Consider the following 19,703-nt stretch of genomic DNA (forward strand, 5'->3'; position numbering starts at 1 on the left):
TGCGTCATTCTAGCATGCATGGCGTCAGCGGCCAGTATTCCAACGCCAGCGGCGCGCTCCCGCACAGCCGCAGTTGCGGCTCACCAGCCGGGAAGTAGCGCGCGCTCATCACCGCCTCGCCGCGGTTGATGAAAATTTCCACGCTGGAACGATCGAACAGCAGTTGCAGATGCGTGACCGAGCCGCGCCAGTAACGGTGCTCCGGCCGACCGTCGGTCAGGGAAGTGCGCGTCAGCTGCAGCCTTTCGCCGTCCCAGTTCAGCGTCATCGCGTCGCCAAAGGTTGCGCTGAACGCGCCCTGCGGCGTCATTTGCAACTCCGCGGCCCCCAGCGCATAGGCGGGGGCGTCATCGGCGCGGCCTTGCCAGCCTGCTCGCTCACCGCGCAGCTGTTGCAGCTCGCGCGCCGGGCGCTGGTGGAGGCGGCCATGCCGCAGCGACAGCTCGCGCGGGCAGGTCATGGTGTGGATCCAGCCGTAACGGCGCGTCGGATGGGCTTCTTCATCTTGATCGGGCACGCCCATCCAGCCGAACAGCAGGCGGCGGCCATCTTCCGCCAGCGTCGTCTGAGGCGCGTAGAACTCGAAGCCGGCGTCCAGCTCGCGGAATTCGCCGTGGCTGAAGGCCGCCTGCCGGTAATCCAGCTTGCCGAGCAGATAGCCGGCCTGATAACGGTTGAGATAGCGTTCCGGCTGCGGCGCCAGCCCCTGCGGGCAGCAGATCAACACATCGGCGCCGTCCAGCGTGAACAGATCCGGGCACTCCCACATGTAGCCGAATTCCTCTAAGCCGTTCAGACCGGAACCGGCGATCTCGCCCAGCGATTGCCAGTCAAGCAGATTGCTGGAACGAAACAGCAGCACCTTACCGCGATCCTGCAAGTCACGCGCGCCGAGCACCATGTACCAGTCATTTTGATGACGCCACACTTTCGGATCGCGTACGTGACCGCTGTAGCCCTCCGGCAGCGGCAGCACCGGCCCGAGCTTGCGGTATTCGCCCCGTTCGCTTTCCTGAGCCAGGCATTGGTAAGCGGTGCGTGAGCCGTCTGGGAATTTCACGTTGCCGGTGTAGATCAGCGTGATTTTGCCTTCCGCCGCCACCGCCGAGCCGGAGTAACAGCCGTGGCTGTCGTAACAGGCGCTGGGCGCCAGGGCGATTGGCTGGTACTCCCAACGCAGCAAATCGGCCGACTGCCAGTGTCCCCAGCATTTGTTGCGATGATCGCAACCCAGCGGATTCCACTGATAAAACAGATGATAAACGCCGTTGTGCTGGATAAAGCCGTTGGGATCGTTCAGCAGGCCAACGCTGGGCGCCAGATGCCAGGCCGGGCGGTGCGGATCGCGCAGCGCGAGCGGCTGGCCGTTCATGACCGCCCGCATTGCCTGTTTGATTAAGCTGAGTTCTTCCATCATTGCGCGTCCGTTTTGTATTTCAGCAGCAGAGAGAGGACAAAGGCGCTGCCAAACGCGATCGCCAGACCGATGATATAGCTGACCAGAGAACTGGCCTGCACGATCGCCATGCCGGGGATCGCCGTCAGCCCGACCGCGTTCATGCCGACATGGTTGGCCACCACCCAGGCCCCGCCGAGCGCGCCGCCCGCCAGCGCCGCCAGAAACGGTTTCACGAAGCGCAGATTGATGCCGAACAGCGCCGCCTCGGTGATGCCGAGCATGGCGGAAAAGGCCGAAGGCACCGCAATGGCTTTGATTTTGGCGTCGCGGGTTTTGAAATAGACCGCCAGGCAGGCGCCGCCCTGAGCGATGTTGGCCATCGACCAGATCGGCAGCAGGAAGTTGACGCCGATAGTGGGGTTGCCGAGCAGCCCGGCCTCTACCGCGTGGAAACTGTGGTGGATGCCGGTGATGACGATAGCGGAATAGAGGCCGCCGAACAGCAGCCCGGCGAACCACCCCGCATGAGCGATCAGCGTGCTGAGCACGAAGGAGATGCCGTCGCCCAGTGCCCGGCCGGCGGGGCCGATAAACAGCAGGGCGACAAAGCCTGAGATCACCACTGTCAGGAACGGCGTCAGGATCAGATCGAGCGCGTTGGGGATCACCTTACGCAGACGTTTTTCCAACAGGCTCATGAACCACACCGCCAGCAGCACCGGAAATACCGTGCCCTGGTAGCCGATCATGGCGATGTCCAGACCGAAGAAATTCATGGTGTGGAACCCGCCGGCGACGCCCCAGGCATTGGTCAGCGCCGGATGCGTCAAAATGCCGCCGAGCGTGGCGCCCAGATAGGGATTGCCGCCGAATTCGCGTGCGGCGGTGAAACCGATCAGAATCGGCAGGATAATGAACGCCGCCGAGCTGAACATATCCAGCATGATGAACAGTGCGCTGTTGGCATCGGCCCAGCCGTAGGTTTTCACCATGCCGAGCAGCCCCATCAACAGGCCGGAAGCGACGATCGCCGGGATGATTGGCACGAAGATGTTCGACAGCAGGCGCGCGATGCGCTGCAGCGGGTTGAGCTTTTTCGCCGCGATATCGGCGGCTTCGGCCTTGCTGGATTCGCTGACGCCCGCCGCCTTGATGAATTCCGCATGCACCTTGTTGACCAGTCCGGTGCCGAAGATCACCTGGATCTGACCGGCGTTGCTGAAGCAGCCTTTAACGCCGTCCAGTTTGCCGATGGCCTCTTTGTCCACCTTGCTGTCGTCCACCAGCACCAGGCGCAGGCGCGTGGCGCAGTGGGCGGCGCTGGCGATGTTCTCTTTACCGCCGAGCAGCGGCAACAGCGCGTTGGCGGTTGCGGTAATGTCCATGTTGTCCCCTTGCTAAATAAAAATACCGCCGCGCAGTTTGCGGCGCAGCGCCGTGAATCGATGTCAGAAGAAATACTTGAATCTGGCGCGCATGCCGTAACGCTGGTCGTTGTCGCCGTTGGCGATCTTGTTGTCGGCGTTGGCTTCCAGCAGCGACACATAGGCGCCTAAATACAGGTTGAAATTCTTCATATTCATAATGTTAGGTATCTGATACGACGCGTGAACGGTGTGGATGTCGTAGTTGCCCGGTTCGCTGAGCGGGTTGTGGATATCGGCGGCGATCCCGGCGGTATTGAACTCTTTGATATTGTTATGGGCATAGATATAACCCAGTTCGAAGCGTCGCCACAGCACGTTGACGCCGGCGGTGAAGTCTTGCTCGCCTGAGGCATCCAGATAGGCGGTGCTCAGGTTGGCCACCACGCCGTTATCCGGGTTGGCGGCGCTGTTGTTCCAACTCATCGTCATGCCGTAGCCGTTGCGCTTGGATTGGTCGACGAAGCGGCCCTGGCTGTCCTGATAGCCGTAAGCGTTATTCACCACGTTGCTTTCCATCGCCGCCGCGATGCTGATGGCGTCTTTCTTCCAGGCGATCACCGGGCGCAAATAGGCGACGTTTTTCTTATTTTCCAGCGCATTGCCGTGGTAGCTGTTGTCCTGGAACAGCGAGGTGCCGTCTTCCACCAGCGTGTTCAGTTCGAAATAGACATCCCCGGCGTATTTGCTCAGCATCAGGTTGCCGCCGCTGCTGCTGCGACCGCGGCCTTCTTTCATCATGTAGATATAGCCGAAGCCGTCGGCGTACAGGTCGTTGGCGGTATTGCCGGAGTATTGAATGAAGGTGTCCTGATTCAGCGGGAACATGTCGTAGGCTTCGAAGCGGCCGATTTTGGTTTGCCAGTTCTTTTCATTGCCGAAGAAGAAAGCGGCGTCGTCCAGGTTCATTTTGCCGCTCATGTCCGCCAGCGGCTGGACGCTGAAGCCGGAGAAGTTGCCGTCCGGATTGCGGCGGTAGCCGTCCAGCCCGACCAGAATGCGGCCATTGATGTCCCAGCGCTCTTTGTTGCCGGGTTTCCAGTCCTTGTGGTCGCTGCCTTTCAGCGACGTCAGCTGGCCGCTGCGGCTGGCGCCGTCCAGATTGAACTCCACGTCGCCGTACAGTTTCAGATCGTTGAAACCGTTCAGTTTCAGCGCGCTGGTCGGAGAGGATTGCGTTTCAAGCGCGGCGGCGCGCTGCACGACCTGCGCGGTTTGCCTTTCGGTGCTGGCGGTGCGCAGTTCCAGCTGTTGCGCCCGGCGTTCCGCCGCGGTGGCGCGAGTTTCAGCCTGAGCGGCGCGCTGTTCCGCCTGCGCCAGGCGTTGTTCCAGCGCGTTGAGGCGCGCCTCGATGCCGCCGTCGCCGGAGGCTGCAGCGGCAGACGTGGAGAGGAAAAGCCCTGTTGTTATCGCCAAATAGCTGAGTTTTTTCATCATCGTCTATCATCCGGGAAGGGTTGTTATTATTTTTTGCTAAATTGCTAAACCGGTTTTTCATGGCGAAAGATAACGATCGAGGAGCGGACTGGCAATCAAGTTTGCTAACCCGATTCAGCTATTGTGACCGAGCGCGCAAATCGCGGGTTAAAAGACCACGGCGCCCAGGGGATCGCCGTGGATGCAGGGGATCAACGCAGAAAAGCGGCCAGCTCTTCGGCGTGAGGCAGGGCGGTCATGGCGCCCTTGGCGGTGGTGGCCAGCGCGCCGCAGGCCTGAGCCTGGGCGATAACCGCCGGCCACTGCGCGTCCTGCGGCAATGCGTGAAGGCGCGCCAGTGCCGCTAACAGCCCGGCGACAAACGCGTCGCCGGCGCCGGTGGTATCGACCGGCACGACCGACGGCGCGCGGAAATGGCGCAGGCGATGCCCATCGTGTACGCAGACGCCGTCGCCGCCCAGCGTCACCAGCAGCAGGCGCAGCGGATAGGTTTGCATCATCCAGCGGATGCCGTTCTCCACATCGTCAAGGTGGCTGATGAAAGCCAGCTCTTCGCGCGACAGTTTCACCACATCCGCCAGCAGCAGCGCCTTTTGCAGGCAGGGGCGCAGCGCTTCCGGCTGACGCCAGACCTCTTCGCGGATGTTGGGATCGAAACTGACCCGGCCGCCGACTGCCCGCATGCGTTCCATCGCCGTAAAGGCCGCGCTGCGGCTGGGCTCCTGCGACAGCGCGATGGAGCAGAGGTGCAGCCATTCGCCCCGTTGGAAAGCCGGCAGATCGTCGGGCTGCAAAAACAGATCGGCGCTGGGCTGCACCATAAACGTGAATGAGCGCTCACCGTGCTGATCGAGATCCACCACCACCGTGGAGGTGTGGTGTTCGGGATCCGGTCGCATATGACCGATATCCACCCCTTCATCGCTCAGCACCTGCTGCAGAAAGGCGCCGAAGCTGTCTTGCCCCACCCGGCCGATAAAGGCGCTGTCGCCGCCCAAACGGGCGATACCCACCGCCACGTTCGCCGGCGCGCCGCCGGGGCATTTGAGATAACCGTTGGCATTTTCCGGCACCAGGTCGATCACGGCGTCGCCCAGTACCCATACGCGATTCATCATGCTTAATCCCTGTTTTTGTCGTTGTCAGATGGTGAGCTAAAATAGAAGAACCGGTTTAGCAAGGCAATGAAATAATCCTCAGAGCCGCTTGGTCAGTGAGGAAGATCAATCTTTCTGCTGGGCTTGGGGAAGAGGGAATCTGCCCCGCGAACCAGCGCGGGGCGAGATAGCGGGGCGTTTAGCCCAGCTTCGGATAGACGCCGGGACCGATTGGCAAGCCTAGCGCATACCAGACCAGCAGCAGCAAAATCCACACGCTGAAGAACACCAAAGGATAGGGCAGGATCAGCACGTAATAGGTGCCGAGCTGCGCGTCTTTGCGGTAGCGCTGCAGGAAGCCGAGGAACAGCGGCAGGAACGGTGACATCGGCGCCAGCGGCAGCACTGCAGAGTCGGCGATGCGAAAGATCATCTGGGCGAACGCCGGGTGGAAACCGAGCAGCATAAACATCGGCACGAAGATCGGCGCCAAAATTGACCAGATCGCCGAGCCGCTGGCGATGAACATGCACAGGAAGGCGGAGAGGAACATCAGGCCGAGAAATGCCGGTGCGCCGCTCATGCCGGCGGCTTCCAGCATATCGGTCAGACCGACGGCCATAAACTTGCCCATGTTGCTCCAGTTAAAGAACGCCACGAACTGCGACAGCGGAAACACCATCACGATGAAACCCGCCATGCTTTTCATCGGATCGAGCAAGTGGTGGGGAATATCGTCCGGCCGCCGGATCTGTTTGGTGACTACGCCATAGGTAATGGCGACGGTGAAGAAGAACAGGATGATGATCGGCACAATACCCTTGATGAACGGGGAAGGGATCACCGAACCGGTGTTCGGGTCACGCAGCGGCGCGGCCTCCGGCACCACCAGAGCGGCGATGATGGCGATAAACACCAGCGCGGCGATGCCGCTCATCATCAGCCCCCGGTTCTGCAGCGGGGTCAGCGCTGCGATTTTATCTTCGGCGCCGCCTTGCCACTTCGGCAGACGGGGCTCGATAAACTTGTCGGTGAGCAGCGCGCCGGCGATGGTCAGCACGATCACGGAGGTGGCCATAAAGTACCAGTTGTCTATCACGCTGACGTGAACCGCGCCATCCACCGCTTTGGTGGCTTCGGTGCTGATGCCGGAAAGCAATACGTCGGTGGTGACGATCAACAGATTGGCGGTAAAACCGGAGGCGACGCCGGCGATCGCCGCCAGCAGTCCGGCTATCGGGTGGCGACCCACCGCTACAAACATCAGCGCGCCGAGCGGCGGCATCACCACCAGCGCGGCGTCCGACGATATATGACTGAAGAAGGCGATAAACAGCACCATATAGCTGGCGTAGCGGGCGCTGACGCGCGAGGCCATTTTATACATCAGCGCCTGCAGCAGGCCGACCTTTTCCGCCAGGCCGGCGCCTATCACCAGCGCCAAAATGGCCCCCAGCGGCGCAAAACTGCTGAAATTATGGATGATATTGGGAAATATCCACTGCATGCCCGCCACGCTCATCAGGTTATTCACCTTGATGAGCTCGCCGGTGGCCGGATTTTTCACCGCCACATCGAGCCAGGAAAACAGCGCGGTGGCCAGCATAAGCACCAGGATCAAATAGACGAACAATAAAAACGGATTGGGGATCTTATTGCCGATGCGTTCCACCCAGTAAAAAACGCGTCCGGGGCTTTTATTGATTGGCGTTGTGGCCTCACTCATGATTTTACCCTCTGTGTTTGCTCTGTTGTGTGATTGTTATTATTTGATTTATTTATAATTATGCTCGGTGGCCCGGTGATCCGGGCCCTGTCTGTTCATGCTATTTCAATGGAGATGGCTTCACCCCCTGCGGGATGGGGCAGTGGTACGGCTGTTCGGCGCGCTGGCGCTCAAACTCGCTGCGGCAGCGCGCCAGCAGGGCGCTGTCGCTCAGCAGATCGACGGCGGTCGCCGCCATCACCTTGCCGGCCAGGCACATGCCCTTATGGGCGATAGCGGTGCGGCCCTGCGCCACCAGTTGCCAGGTGTGCAGCGGAGTGCCGAGTGCGAAACAGGGGCTAAAGCATTGGGCGGTCGGCGCCACCCAGCTCACGTCGCCAACGTCGGTAGAGCCGTACAGCAGATCGTCGGATTCCACATAAGGAGCGACCTCGTCCATCAGCACCTTATCTCCCAGCAGTTGCACCCACTCGCGCCCGGCTGCACCGCCGGTGCGGGCAATGTTGAGTTTGGCGTTGCGCAGATCGTCGCGGCTCAGCGTCTGGCGGATTTCCTCGGCGAAGCGGCGTTCGGCGTCGCTGTACTCGGGCAGACCGAAATCACACAGGTTTTGATACATCGCGCGTTCAAGACTGCGGTTTGGCACATAGTTGGAGCAGGCCTTGTCGAAGCGCACTTCCATCTGGGTGTCAGTCATCAGCGCTGCGCCCTTGGCGATGTTGATCACCCGTTGGTAAATGTCCTGCGCCTGGTCGAGCTGCGGTGCGCGGATCAGGTACAACACCTCGGCGTCGGCCTGCACCACGTTGGGGGAGTTGCCGCCGGTGTGGGTGACCGCATAGTGCAGCCGCGCTTCTTGCACGATATGTTCGCGCAGGAAGTTGGCGCCGGTATTCATCAGCGTCACTGCGTCCAGCGCGCTGCGCCCCAGGTGCGGCGAGTTGGCGGCATGGGCGGCGACGCCCTTGAAGTGAAACGCCGCCTGAATGTTGGCCAGCGTACTGGTGTTGAACATGCCGCTGAAGCCTTCCGGGTGCCAGGTGAGGGCGGCGTCGACGTCGTCGAACAGGCCTTCGCGCACCATAAAGGTTTTGCCGGAGCCCCCCTCTTCGCCCGGGCAGCCGTAGAAGCGCAGGGTGCCGGTCAGCCGGTTCTGCTGCATCCACGCCTTGGCGGCGAAGGCGCCCGCCAGCGCCGCGGTGCCCAGCAGATTGTGGCCGCAGCCATGGCCGTTGCCGTTTTCCACCAGCGGCTGCGGCGTGGCGCAACCGGACCGCTGGCTCAGCCCGGCCAGCGCGTCGTACTCGCCCAGCAGCGCGATAACCGGGTGACCGTTGCCGTAGCTGGCGATAAACGCCGTCTCGATGTCGCCCACGCCGCGCTCGACCGAGAAGCCTTCCTGTTCCAGCGCATCGGCCAGCAACGTGGCGGAATAGGTCTCGTTAAAGCGCGTTTCCGGATGGTCCCAAATCGCGTCGCTCAGCGCGCTGAAGCGGGACTGGCGTTGGTCAATGTAGTCGTCGATAAAAGCCTGCAGTTCTGAGTTGCTCATGCTCCGCTCCCGAATGTCGGCAGGTTCAGCGCCAGCGACGCCAGCGTTTTCACCGCCACCGCCATCACCTGTTCGTTGAAGTCGAATTTCTCGTTATGGTGTCCGGCGCTCAGCTCGGTGCCGAAAATGACATATGAGGCTTGGCCGCCGCGGGATTTCACCCGTTCCATCATGTAGGTGGCGTCTTCCGAACCCGCAGCCTGTTCGCGGCGATCGACCACCGAGGTCAGCTCGGTTATCTGCTGCGCCTGGCGACGGATGTAATCCACCCACGGTTGGGTCGGTTTGCTGCTCTGCGCCGCGCCCATCAGCGCGATGTCGCAGGCGACGCCGTGCATTTTGGCTGCGCCTTCGATGGCGTTCAGCGCCTGTTGATAGACGAACGCGTTGATCTCATTGGTGGCGCCGCGCGTCTCCACCTTCATAAACGCCCGATCGGCGATCACGTTGCGGCCGGTGCCGGCCTGCAGCACGCCGACATTGATGCGCGAGCTGCCTTCGCTGTGGCGCGGGATGGCGTAAAGCCCCAGCGCAGCCTGCGCCGCTGCCAGCAGCGCGTTGCGACCGTCTTCCGGCTTGGCGCCGGCGTGGGAGGCGACGCCGCGAAAGGTAACGTCCAGCTTGCTGGTGGCCATAAAGCTGTCGCTGCCGCACACCAGCTCGCCGGCCGGCACGCCGGTGCCGATATGCACCGCGGTGAAGAAATCGACGTCGTCCACCACGCCGGCCTCCACCATCGATTTTGCGCCGCGTGTGCCTTCTTCCGCCGGTTGGAAGATCAGTTTGACGGTGCCGCTAAGCTGGGACTCCAGGCTTTTGAACACGTGCGCCAGCCCCAGGCCGATGGTGGTATGGCCATCATGACCGCATGCATGCATCATGCCGCTGTTGCAAGAGGCGAACCCTTCACGGAACGGCAGGTGCTCGGGTTCCAGCAATTCGTTGAGATCGAGGGCGTCCATATCCACGCGGTAGGCGATAGTCGGGCCGGGGCGGCCGGTATCGAGCGTTGCGACGATGCCGGCGAAGCCGCCGGAAAAATGCGGCAACCATTTTTCCAACGCGCCCTGATTGCGGGCGCGCAGTTCCTGCGCCTCCAGCTCATCGGATGAGGGCAGTCCCATGCGCGCCTCGGCCTTGATGACCTCGCGGCCCAGCTGCAAACGATAACCCAGCCGATCGAGTTCTTCCGCCACCAGGGTGGCGGTGCGAAACTCAAACCAGCCGGATTCGGCATAGCGGTGGAAGTCGCGGCGCCAGGCCTGCAATTGCGGGTACAGATCGGCCACCAACATCGAAAGCGAATTAGTCATAGTGATATCTCATAAGTTATCGCGCGCTGGATCGCTCCAGGCAGCAGTTATGCTCTGAACTGAAATCAGACGGTGAAGCTATTGCAAAGAAAAAGGTGCGTTTGGTTACTAACTGCCGTGAATGGCGCTTATTGGCGCAGAAAATGCGCTTAATTAAGCGAAATAAGAATTTGGTTATTTATTATGTTTTTTCCGAATGTACACAATGGAATCTGGCTAAATAAGATGCCAATATCTTGCTATTGATAAATAACGGTTATCGCCTTTCGCCTATGCCAGCCTCGATAAAATTGCACCAATTGCGCGCATTTGTGGACGTTAGCCGCCAGGGCAGCATCCGCGCCGCCAGCCGCACCTCTCGCCTTTCCCAGCCTGCACTGACCAAAGCCATTCAGGAGCTGGAAGAGGTGCTGGGCGCCAAGCTGTTTATTCGCCGCAGTCAGGGGGTGGTATTGACCGACTGCGGCGATAACTTTTTCCAGCATGCCAGCCTGATCCTCGAAGAGCTGCGGGTGGCGCAGGAAGACATTCAGCAGCGGCTGGGGTTGGCGGGCGGCACGGTGAATATCGGCGTTGGCGGCAGCATTGCGCGCACCGTGATGCCGCAGGTGGTCACCCAGTTTCACCGTGAGTATCCGAACGTGAAGGTGCGCATCGTCGAGGGGCAACTGGTGTCGATGATCCCAGAACTGCGCCAGGGCGAGCTGGATTTTACCGTCAATACCTATTACCCCAGCAGCCTCGACAACGAGCTGCAGTATGAACGGCTGATGGAAAAAGAGTATCGGGTGGTGGTGCGCAAAGGGCATCCGATGGAGGGGGCGACCTCGCTGAAACAGCTGCAGCAATGCGACTGGACCATGCCGACGCCGAAAGGCAGTTATTACCGGCTATTGCACGATCTGTTCGGGGACTTGGGCATGGCGCCGTCGATCAGCGTGACCTGTGAGACCTTTATGGCCTGTACCAGCCTGGTGGCGCAGAGCGATTTTGTCAGCATTCTGTCGGTGGACGTGATTTCGGATCCGATTCTGGGCAAGCATTTGGTGCCGCTTGAGCTGGAAGAGCGTCTGCCGAAAGCGACGTTTTATCTTATCCAACGGAAGGACACCACCTTGACGCCGATGGGCGCGCACCTGGCGCGCCTGTTTCGTCTTTATTGTCGGTGATACCGAAGCCCCATCGGGGGCCTGGGTATCAGAAAGCGATCGACCCCTGCACGAAGAAGGTGCGCGGTTCGCCGACGTACTTGCCGAAGTTATTGTCGTTGGAGCGGGTGAAGTAGCGCTGATCGAACAGGTTTTTCACCCCGGCGCCCAGCGTCAGGTTCGACAGCTGCGGCCCGAAGTTATATTCCCCGCGCATATTCCACACCATGTAACCGGCGATGTTGCCGAACTGGCCATCGGCGCTTTCCTGCGTGATGTACTCCGGCCCGGTGCCCGGCGAATGCTGTTTCGACTGCGCATAACCGTCCAGATTCCATACCCAGTTGCCGGTGGCGTAACGCGTACCGACGGTATAGACCTGGCGCGAGTAGAACGGCAGATCTTTACCGGCGAAGTCGCCCTTGTCGGTGCTGGCCTTGGTGTAGGTATAGCTGGTGTAGACGCTGGCGCCGTCGAGCGCCCGATTCAGCTCGCTGAGATCGTAGCTGAGCGCCAGCTCGATGCCTTTGTGCTTGGTGGCGCCCATGTTGGTCCAGCCCACGTCGTTGCTGATGTACTGCAGCTGGTTATCGAAGTCGATGTAGAACAGCGTGGCCTCGGCCTTAACCACGGTGTCGTCGTAGCGGGTGCCGAACTCATAGGTGCGCGCTTTTTCCGCCGTCAGCCCCGGCGCCGGCTGGTTGCCGTTGCCGCCTTTGGTCAGTTGGAAATACTGCATGCTGCCGAACGAGGTGTTGGCGTTGGCGAACAGTTTCCAGGCGTCGGACAGGTGGTACATCACGTTCAATGACGGCAGCGGCTCGCTGTAGCTTTTCTCGCGGCTAATGTTGTTGAACGAATCGTCCACGTGGGTGCGAATGCTTTCATAACGCAGGCCCGGCGTGACCGTCCAGTTGCCGACGTTAATGGTGTCGTCGATATAGAACGCGTTGGCTGCGGTGCCGCCAGAGGTGTGCTGGTAATAGTCCGGGGTCTCCGGCGTCGAGCCGATATTCGCCGGGTTATACCAGGCCGAACGAGACGCCTTTTCATCCATGGTTTCATTCAGGTAGCGGTAACCGAGGGTGATCTCGTGCGCCATATCCCAGAAACGGAAGACCTGCGAGTAACTTGGTTCGATCGCCCAGGTTGAATAGTGGCGCGGATAGGAAACCATGCGCCGCTGGCCCGCGTTTTTGCCGGTGCCTTCCGATTCGATGTTGCTGCCGCGGTAGCTGTCGGTGAAGTAGGTCAACACTTCGAACTGTTTGTCGTCTTCCTGATGTTTGTACTTGAACGACATATCCTTGCGGCGGCCTTCGAACTGGTCCCACGGCCGCGTGGACTGGAACGGGTTCTGCGCGTATTGCGCGCTGCTCAGCCCGCCCGGCATGCCGGCTTTGGCGTCGTAGTAGTGGAAATTGGCCAACAGTTCGTCGCGATCGGTAAACGCATAACGCGTTTTCAGCATGAAATCGTCGATGTCGGTGTTGTCGTTGTTGTCGCGGTAGCCCTGGCCGTGCAGGCCGGAATAGAGCAGTTCGGCGCCGAGGCCGTTGTCTGCGGTGCCGCCCACGGAGGCGCTGGTCAGGGTCTTCAGGCCGCCGTGGCTGGCGCCCTGGGTTTGTACGCTGGCGGTGCCGCCAAACGTTTTGGGAATGTCTCGGGTAACGAAGTTGATCACGCCGCCGACGTTCTGCGGCCCGTAGCGCACCGCGCCGCCGCCGCGCACAACGTCCACCGATTGCAGATTACCGATAGACAGCGGAGCCATCGACAGCTGCGGTTGGCCGTAAGGCGCGACCGCCAGCGGGACGCCGTCCATCAGAATGGTGGAGCGTGGAGAAAGGCGCGAAGTCAGGCCGCGCACGCCGACGTTGAGCGAGATGTCGCTGCCGCCGGTGCCGTTGCTGTCGCGCACTTGCACGCCGGGTACACCGCGCAGGCTATCGGCGATGGTTTGGTCGCCCTGTTCGTGCATTTGCTGCTGGGTGACGATGGAACGCGCGCCCGGATGGTTGAGCAGCACCGAACTGGTATCAGGGTTGTCCAGCCAGTTGCCGACGACGGTCACGGTGTCGGTATCGTTCTGAGATGAGTTATCAGTAGCAAGGACAGGGAATGCGATGGCGATGGAAGCCGTCAGCAGAGAAAGCCGAAAAAGAGGTGACATAATAATGCCTTAAGAGTTTCAGACCCGGATGTATTTTTTAGAAAAGACAATCTTAATGATAATTATTGGCAAGTAAATAAAATTGTTACGGGATAGTTAAGTAGGCAACTAAATAATGACTGCGGGAAACAGAGCCCGGCTGGCGGGCCCTGGCGGGGGTTATTGTGGCGTAAGCCAGAAGACGCCGCTGTAATCCAGCGCGGTGAATTTCCGGTGCACCATTTCGATATCCGCTTGCGGATCAATATCTTTAAACAGCGCCGGGTGCAGGAATTTGGCGATCGCCTCAACCGCGATAAAGTTGAGCGGCGTGTCGTAAAATTGATGATAAATCGCCATCACGCGTTTTTCTTTCACCGCTTTCAGCACGTTAATGCCGGTGCGATCCAGCAGGTGCGCCAGTTTCTTTTGGCTGGTGGCCATATCGGTGGCGTAACCCAGCGGCACCGCCAGCGTGCCGCGATGGCCGCGGCTCCAGTCGGCGCCGGTCAGCAGATAGAAATCCGGGTTGCTGCTGATCACCTGTTCGACGTTCACTTCACCGCCCATGTCTGAAAACAGCGTGCTGCCGATATTGTTGCCGCCGGCGGTATCGATGAACTGCCCGAAACTGCCTTTGCCGAAGGTGTTGCAGCACTGTTCGCCTTTGATGCCGGCGCTGCGCTCGATGAAGACGCTGGGGCGCTGTTCCGGTTTCAGCGTGGCGACCCGCTGCCGCACCAGCTCGAGGCGCTGCTGATAGAGACGGATGAAGGCGTCGGCATTGGGCTGCTCGTCAAATACTTTACCCAACAGCGCCATGCTGGCGATGGTGTTGGTCAGCGGCTGTTGGCGAAAATCGATGATCAGCACCGGGATGCCGACTTTTTCCAGCTGGGTCAGCACGCCGCTGTCTTTCAATTTGCTCAGCAGGCCAATGTCGAAAATGATCAGATCCGGTTGACGCACCACCGCGCTTTCCACGCTGAAATCACTGGTGTAGGGGTTGTCGAAGGTGGGGATCTGCATGACCTGCGGGAATTTTTTCGCGTAGGCTTCAACCAGATCCGGCGCTTTGACCTTCAGCGAGTTGTCCCAGGCGATGATGTTTTTCAGCGGCTCCTGCGGATGCAGAATATTCAGCGCCAGCAACGCGCGGGCATCGGCCAGGATAACGCGTTTTGCCGGTTGCGGCAGGGTGACCTGGCGGCCGGCGACATCGGTGACGACGATCGGCGCGGCTTGAGCGGCGCCGGCCAACAGTAAAACGCAGGCGGCCAACCAGCGGCCGGCTTTGGCGATAAGAACAGCGGGCATGAAGATCCTTGGGTAATCGGCGAAGAACAAGAACGCAATGATAAGCGATATCCTTTCGATTTTTGAACTCCCACAGTGCCGATAGTTACTCATGGCCCATCAGCGGGTCGCTGACGCTGTGTTCGCCATCTTCCAGCCGCCCCGCCAGACGACGCAGCCAGCCCCCGGCGCTTTGCAGCGTAATATCGTACCAACCGCCGCTGGCGCGGGCGTCAAACGCTTGCTGGTGGCTGCCGCCCGCAGGCAGCGTGACAGGCCACGGGCCTTGCTGCGTGTAAGGGCAGCGTTCGAGGGTGATCGCTATCGCTTCGGTGCCCGGGTTATTCAACTGCAGCAGCAGGTTGCGGCCCGTCGGGCGCAAACGCACCTCAGGCTGCGGCCGGCTCAGGGCGCCGCGCAGTTCACGATGAAAGCCGTTGGGGCCGAGCAGCCACAGATGGTACTCATTTTCTGCCCGCCAGTCGTCGCTGACCGCCTTGCCGGCCTCGACGGTATAGCGACGCGGGATTTGCGTCAGGTCTCGCCGATCGTAGACGTGAAACACCGCTCCCTGCTCGCCGGTATTGAACAGGTTCAGCGTCACGCGGCGCTGCTCGGTCGCGACGCTGGCCTCGACGTGCAGCTGGTAGGGCAGAGCGCGGGAAGGGCGCGCCAGGCGGCGTTGGTGGGGTAAACGCTGGTGGGTGGGCGGCGGCAGCGGCACCTGCGGCAGCTGTTCCTGACGCTGGCGCAGGCCGTCAGCGGCGTGGCGGCTGGTGGCGGGCAGGCTCGGCAATGCTTCGCCGTTAGGATCGACAAAGTTGAACGCCGAAGTGAGATCGCCGCACACCGCGCGGCGCCAGGCGCTGATGTTGGGTTCATGCACCTGAAAGCGCTTTTCCAAAAATTGCAGCACCGAGGTGTGATCGAAAACCTGTGAATTGACCCAGCCGCCGCGGCTCCAGGGCGACAGCACCAGCATCGGGACCCGCGGGCCGGGGCCGTAGATGCGGCCGTCCGGCGGCGGTTGATCCTGCGAGCCGGGCGGCGCCACGTGCTGGAAGATCTCGGTGTCGAACGGTACGGTCGATTTACCGGCGAAGCTGCCGTCTTCGCGCAGCGACGGCGCGGAAGGCGAAGGCATATGGTCAAAAAAGCCGTCGTTTTCGTCGTAGTTGACCAGCAGGACGGTTTTACTCCACACCTCCGGGTTGTCGGTCAGCGCGTTGAGGATCTCTTGGGTGAACCAGCCGCCCTGCACCGGGCTGGAGGGATCGGGATGTTCCGAATAGGCCGCCGGCGCGATGATCCAACTGACCTGCGGCAGTTTGCCCTGCTGCACGTCGGCGCGGAATCCGGCCAGCATGGCGTCCAGGTCGTTGCCGTCGGCGGCCGGCAGGGTGTTGCCGTTGCCTTTGTAGAGCGGTGCGGCCTCGTTGAGCGCATCGCTATAAGGCACGAAAGCGTTGAAGTCTTTCGGCGGCCGCGCCGGGTTGCCCACTTGAATGCTGGCGGCGCGGTATTGGCGAAAACCCGCCAGCGGGTTGTCGGTAAAGTTGTCCGGCAGGAATTGATACACCTTCCAACTGACGCCGCTCGCCTCCAGCCGTTCCGGATAGGTTGTCCACTGGTAGCCGATGTCCGCCGGGCCGGGGCTGTCCCATTCGTTGACCACTACCGCCACGTCGGCGGCGGACGGGCCGTTGGTGCCGGTCCAGTGGAACAGCCGGTTGGTGTTGGTGCCGGCGTGGATGGAACAGTGATAGGCATCGCACAGGGTGAAAGCGTTGGCCAGTGCGAACTGGAACGGCAGCTCTTGCTGACGGTAGTAGCTCATCGAGGCCGGCGTTTTGTAGGTGGGCCAGGCGCTCATGCGGCCGTGATCCCAGGCGGCTTGCTCATCCACCCACGAGTGCGGCGTGCCGGTGACGCGCTGGGCGTTGCCGCGTTTGCTGTCCAGATGGTAGGGCAGCACCAGCCGTTCGGCCCCCTGTTGCTGCCAGACGAGGCGATCGCCGGGCAGTGGGATGGTAAAGCGATCGCTGAAGCCGCGCACGCCCGGCAGGGTGCCGAAGTAGTGATCGAAAGAGCGGTTTTCCTGCATCAGGATCACCACGTGTTCGACGTCGCGCAGGGTGCCGGTGCGGTTGTTGGCGGGAATGGCCAGCGCTTTGCGAATCGAGGCAGGCAACAGCGAGAATGCCGATCCGATGGCGGCAGCCCGCAGGATATCTCTGCGTGAAAGGTCAGGCATGCGTCGTTAATCTCCGTCAGTGTGCTTTGAAGATAGCCGCTGACGACGATAATGGCGAAAAATAACAGGGAGATGAAAGCGAGGGAAACAATGCTCCCTGGCGGGAGCATTGGGGGGTAACGCTTACTGCCTGATCAGGCGGCCGAGCGCCGGCGCCGTCTCGAAATCGCTGCGGAAGGGGTTGATGTCCAGGCCGCCGCGGCGGGTGTAACGCGCGAACACGCTGAGTTTTTCCGGGCGGCAGCTCTGCTTGATGTCGTTGAAAATGCGCTCGACGCACTGCTCGTGGAATTCGTTGTGCTGGCGGAAGGAGATCAGGTAGCGCAGCAGGCTTTCGCGATCGATTTGGCGGCCTTCATAGCGGATCACCACGCTGCCCCAGTCCGGCTGGTTGGTGACCAGGCAGTTGGATTTCAGCAGATTGGAAGACAGCGTCTCCGCCACGCGTTCCCCTTGATCGGCCGCGCCGCTCAGGTATTCCGGCTTGAAGGCGAAGTCGTCGATCGCGATATCCAGATCGTCGATGTTGATGCCCGGCAGGCGATCGATTTGCGCCGGGTAACCTTCCAGCCCCGGATAGAGTTTGACGGTGACCTGGCCGTTGGCCGCCTGCGACAGATCTTTTTGCATGGCGGCGCTCACCTGTTTCACGCTGTCGAAGCGCGTTTGGTTGAAACTGTTGAGATACAGCTTGAACGACTTGGATTCGATCAGGTTCGACGAGGAATGCGGGAAGGTAAATTCGCCGATGCCCACCACCGGCTTGCCCTTGCCGTTGAGCCACGACAGCTCGAAGGCGGTCCAGAGATCAAAGCCGCTGAATGGCAGCTGCCGCTCGTCCACGCCGATCAAATCGCGGCCGCGCGCGCGCGGCAAGGCTTCGAGCAATGCGGGAGCATATTGATCCGGATAATCGGAGTTCGCGCCAAGATGGGTGATCTTATCTTGCTTTTGGATATGCATATTCATTGCCCTTTGCTTGTTCGGTATTGATGTAGCGGTTAAACAGACTGCGGGTGGCGTAGATCGGCCCGACGCCCAGCAGGGCGTAAACCACCTTGATCAGGAACTGCGACAGGATCATGGTCTTGATGATGTCCCAGCTCAGCACGTTGTAAAACGCCAGCGTACAGAACACCACGCTGTCGATGGCCGACGCCACTACGGTACTGGTGATCACGCGCACAAACAGGTAACGGGAGTTGGTCAACTCTTTGATTTTGCAAAGCAGATAGGAATTGACGTTCTCGGAAATCAGATAGGCCGCCGACGAGGCCACCAGCACCGCCATGATGCTGTGCACGATGCCGTTGTAGGTCTCGCTGTACTCCCACTGCGGAATGCTCGGCACCAGCGTTGTCACCCAGACTCCCAGAACGAAGGTCAGGTTGGCGATAAACGAGATGATGATGGTGCGCCGAGCCAACCGCAACCCATAGAATTCGTTAAGGATGTCCACCAGAATGAACGTGAGCGGGTAAATGAAGATCGCCGGCGGCGTGATGAGATTCAGTACCGGGATTTGGATCGGCTTGACGCCGCACAGCGTTGAGAAAATATAAATCACGCTGAGCGCCACGGTAATAATCAGATAGGCGTACCAGGAGCGTTCGTGGCGATCGCTGAGCTCGTAGGCGGTTTTTTGTTGGTTATCGCCATAGAGTTTGCGGTACAGCGCCTGCAGCTCGTGCCGGCTCAGATCTTCTGATATTTCGCTGTCGGCCAGCTCATTCAGCCCCATGGTAATGGTTTTGCCGGTGGCCAATACCATGACATTGGCCGCGATGGTGCCATGCCGGGTGAAGCCCAACAGCTTGAACTTCTGATTCGGTTCCATTTATAACCTTTCTCCAACGATGTAACCCAGGAATTGCACGGTGTCCTGAGGGCGTTTGTCCATGCTTTCGCTGTCTTTGTCTTCAACCACAAAGAAGCCGCTTTTTCCCGAGTGATACAGCAAAGGCGAATCGCAAATCAGTGCCGGCGGGCGTTTGATGATGATGACCTCGCCGGGAATAAATGACCCTTTAATTTCGGTCTCTATTTTCATTGCCAACATGTTCGACTCATCGCCGAAGAAATAAGTCAAAGGGAACTCAGTGACCAGCTGCCCGATCTTGCGCTGCGAGACGGCCAGATAGCGCGACTGCGGGATCACCGGAATGGCGGAAGGGTTCTTGTTGCCTTCGGTGGACAGCGTTTCGTTAAGCAGCTCCAGCTTTTCCAGATCGTAATCTTCGATCTCTTCACAGGAGACACCGAAGAAATCGGAGATCCGATTCACGGTGGATTGCTGAACGTTGTTCACTCTTCCGTCAAGAATTTTGTAGAGGGTAGTGCGCGTCAGGCCGCTGCGATTGGAAAAGGAAGCCTTGGTTTCACCGCGGGTACGCATCAGATATTCAATATTTTTAATGATGTTGATTTTGCGCTGTGCGTTGGTGGTTTTCATTGGCTGTCCTTACAAACATTACGCAGGCTTCACTATATCTTACGCATTGGCGTTGTCCAGATAAAAAGGCGCGGACGGGCGGGTAACGAACTGATTATTAGTGGTAATTATTGTTTATCGTCAGCCGTTTAGCGCAGTGATGTCAGCGGGGGTAGCCTGCTTCCTCTGCGAGAAAGATAAAGCCGTGCAAATCAATTGATTAGGTTTTACTTATGGAAAAGTGAACACAAAAGCCGGTTTTATGTTTACTTTTATGTTGACCAAAGCCGATTTCATGGGCTACTGTTCATGCAAGCTGAAGCTTTTCTTTACGATCAAAATACGGAAGCCGACAGTTTTTATAATAAAAAGCTCAGAGGGGGCATTGCCACACTCTGAGCATAAATGGATAGCTTGCTACCGACACCAGGGACCCTAACCACCACGGCCGCTTGTCTGCGCGATCGGCCCCTT

The 19,703-nt window shown here is 59.8% G+C and carries 14 protein-coding genes; 1 reads left to right on the forward strand and 13 read right to left on the reverse strand.

Features of this window, described 5'->3' with window-relative positions:
• Window positions 1–4: 4 nt before the first annotated feature.
• From ACMGGK_RS02570 to ACMGGK_RS02600, 7 genes are all read right to left on the reverse strand, one after another.
• A complete protein-coding gene (locus ACMGGK_RS02570) occupies window positions 5–1,414 on the reverse strand; it encodes a sucrose-6-phosphate hydrolase (RefSeq protein ID WP_420277426.1) in 1,410 nt (469 codons plus the stop codon).
• A complete protein-coding gene (locus ACMGGK_RS02575) occupies window positions 1,414–2,784 on the reverse strand; it encodes a sucrose-specific PTS transporter subunit IIBC (protein WP_049299867.1) in 1,371 nt (456 codons plus the stop codon). Before ACMGGK_RS02575 ends, ACMGGK_RS02570 begins: the two co-directional genes overlap by 1 nt.
• 63 nt (window positions 2,785–2,847) lie before the next feature.
• Window positions 2,848–4,257 carry a carbohydrate porin gene (locus ACMGGK_RS02580; protein WP_420277428.1) on the reverse strand — a complete coding sequence of 470 codons (1,410 nt, stop codon included), beginning with the start codon at window positions 4,255–4,257 and terminating at the stop codon, window positions 2,848–2,850.
• 194 nt (window positions 4,258–4,451) lie between these two features.
• A complete protein-coding gene (locus ACMGGK_RS02585; protein ID WP_016930118.1) occupies window positions 4,452–5,378 on the reverse strand; it encodes an aminoimidazole riboside kinase in 927 nt (308 codons plus the stop codon).
• 178 nt (window positions 5,379–5,556) lie between these two features.
• Window positions 5,557–7,083 carry a p-aminobenzoyl-glutamate transporter gene (gene abgT, locus ACMGGK_RS02590; RefSeq protein WP_097101381.1) on the reverse strand — a complete coding sequence of 509 codons (1,527 nt, stop codon included), beginning with the start codon at window positions 7,081–7,083 and terminating at the stop codon, window positions 5,557–5,559.
• A gap of 100 nt (window positions 7,084–7,183) precedes the next feature.
• Window positions 7,184–8,635, reverse strand: coding sequence for a M20 family metallopeptidase (locus ACMGGK_RS02595; protein WP_420276655.1), 1,452 nt, complete (start codon window positions 8,633–8,635; stop codon window positions 7,184–7,186).
• Entirely contained in the window at window positions 8,632–9,948 is a 1,317-nt protein-coding gene (locus ACMGGK_RS02600) for a M20 family metallo-hydrolase (RefSeq protein WP_016930115.1), read from the reverse strand. Before ACMGGK_RS02600 ends, ACMGGK_RS02595 begins: the two co-directional genes overlap by 4 nt.
• Before the next feature lie 272 nt (window positions 9,949–10,220).
• Here ACMGGK_RS02600 and ACMGGK_RS02605 point away from each other — a divergent pair, with 272 nt between their 5' ends.
• Entirely contained in the window at window positions 10,221–11,117 is an 897-nt protein-coding gene (locus tag ACMGGK_RS02605) for a LysR family transcriptional regulator (RefSeq protein ID WP_049299864.1), read from the forward strand.
• A 28-nt stretch (window positions 11,118–11,145) separates the two neighbouring features.
• Here ACMGGK_RS02605 and ACMGGK_RS02610 read toward each other — a convergent pair whose 3' ends face one another.
• The 6 genes from ACMGGK_RS02610 to ACMGGK_RS02635 all read right to left on the reverse strand — a co-directional run bounded on the left by ACMGGK_RS02610 (window position 11,146) and on the right by ACMGGK_RS02635 (window position 19,250).
• The gene (locus ACMGGK_RS02610; RefSeq protein WP_049299863.1) at window positions 11,146–13,269 is read right to left on the reverse strand and encodes a TonB-dependent receptor family protein; all 2,124 of its coding nucleotides are present in this window, start codon (window positions 13,267–13,269) and stop codon (window positions 11,146–11,148) included.
• A gap of 159 nt (window positions 13,270–13,428) precedes the next feature.
• On the reverse strand, window positions 13,429–14,565 hold the full coding sequence (locus tag ACMGGK_RS02615; protein WP_049299862.1) for an ABC transporter substrate-binding protein: 1,137 nt from the start codon (window positions 14,563–14,565) through the stop codon (window positions 13,429–13,431).
• An 85-nt stretch (window positions 14,566–14,650) separates the two neighbouring features.
• Complete coding sequence (locus tag ACMGGK_RS02620) at window positions 14,651–16,798, reverse strand: phosphocholine-specific phospholipase C (RefSeq protein WP_016930111.1); 2,148 nt, start codon at window positions 16,796–16,798, stop codon at window positions 14,651–14,653.
• Between the two features lie 123 nt (window positions 16,799–16,921).
• The gene (gene queF, locus ACMGGK_RS02625) at window positions 16,922–17,761 is read right to left on the reverse strand and encodes an NADPH-dependent 7-cyano-7-deazaguanine reductase QueF (protein WP_420277429.1); all 840 of its coding nucleotides are present in this window, start codon (window positions 17,759–17,761) and stop codon (window positions 16,922–16,924) included.
• On the reverse strand, window positions 17,739–18,635 hold the full coding sequence (locus tag ACMGGK_RS02630; RefSeq protein WP_004937338.1) for a queuosine precursor transporter: 897 nt from the start codon (window positions 18,633–18,635) through the stop codon (window positions 17,739–17,741). The genes queF and ACMGGK_RS02630 overlap by 23 nt, the downstream gene beginning before the upstream one ends.
• Complete coding sequence (locus tag ACMGGK_RS02635) at window positions 18,636–19,250, reverse strand: helix-turn-helix domain-containing protein (RefSeq protein WP_420276656.1); 615 nt, start codon at window positions 19,248–19,250, stop codon at window positions 18,636–18,638.
• Between the last annotated feature and the right edge of the window lie 453 nt (window positions 19,251–19,703).

It is taken from the genome of Serratia sp. BNK-33-b (genome assembly GCF_048684565.1).
In the GTDB taxonomy this organism is placed as follows: domain Bacteria; phylum Pseudomonadota; class Gammaproteobacteria; order Enterobacterales; family Enterobacteriaceae; genus Serratia; species Serratia marcescens.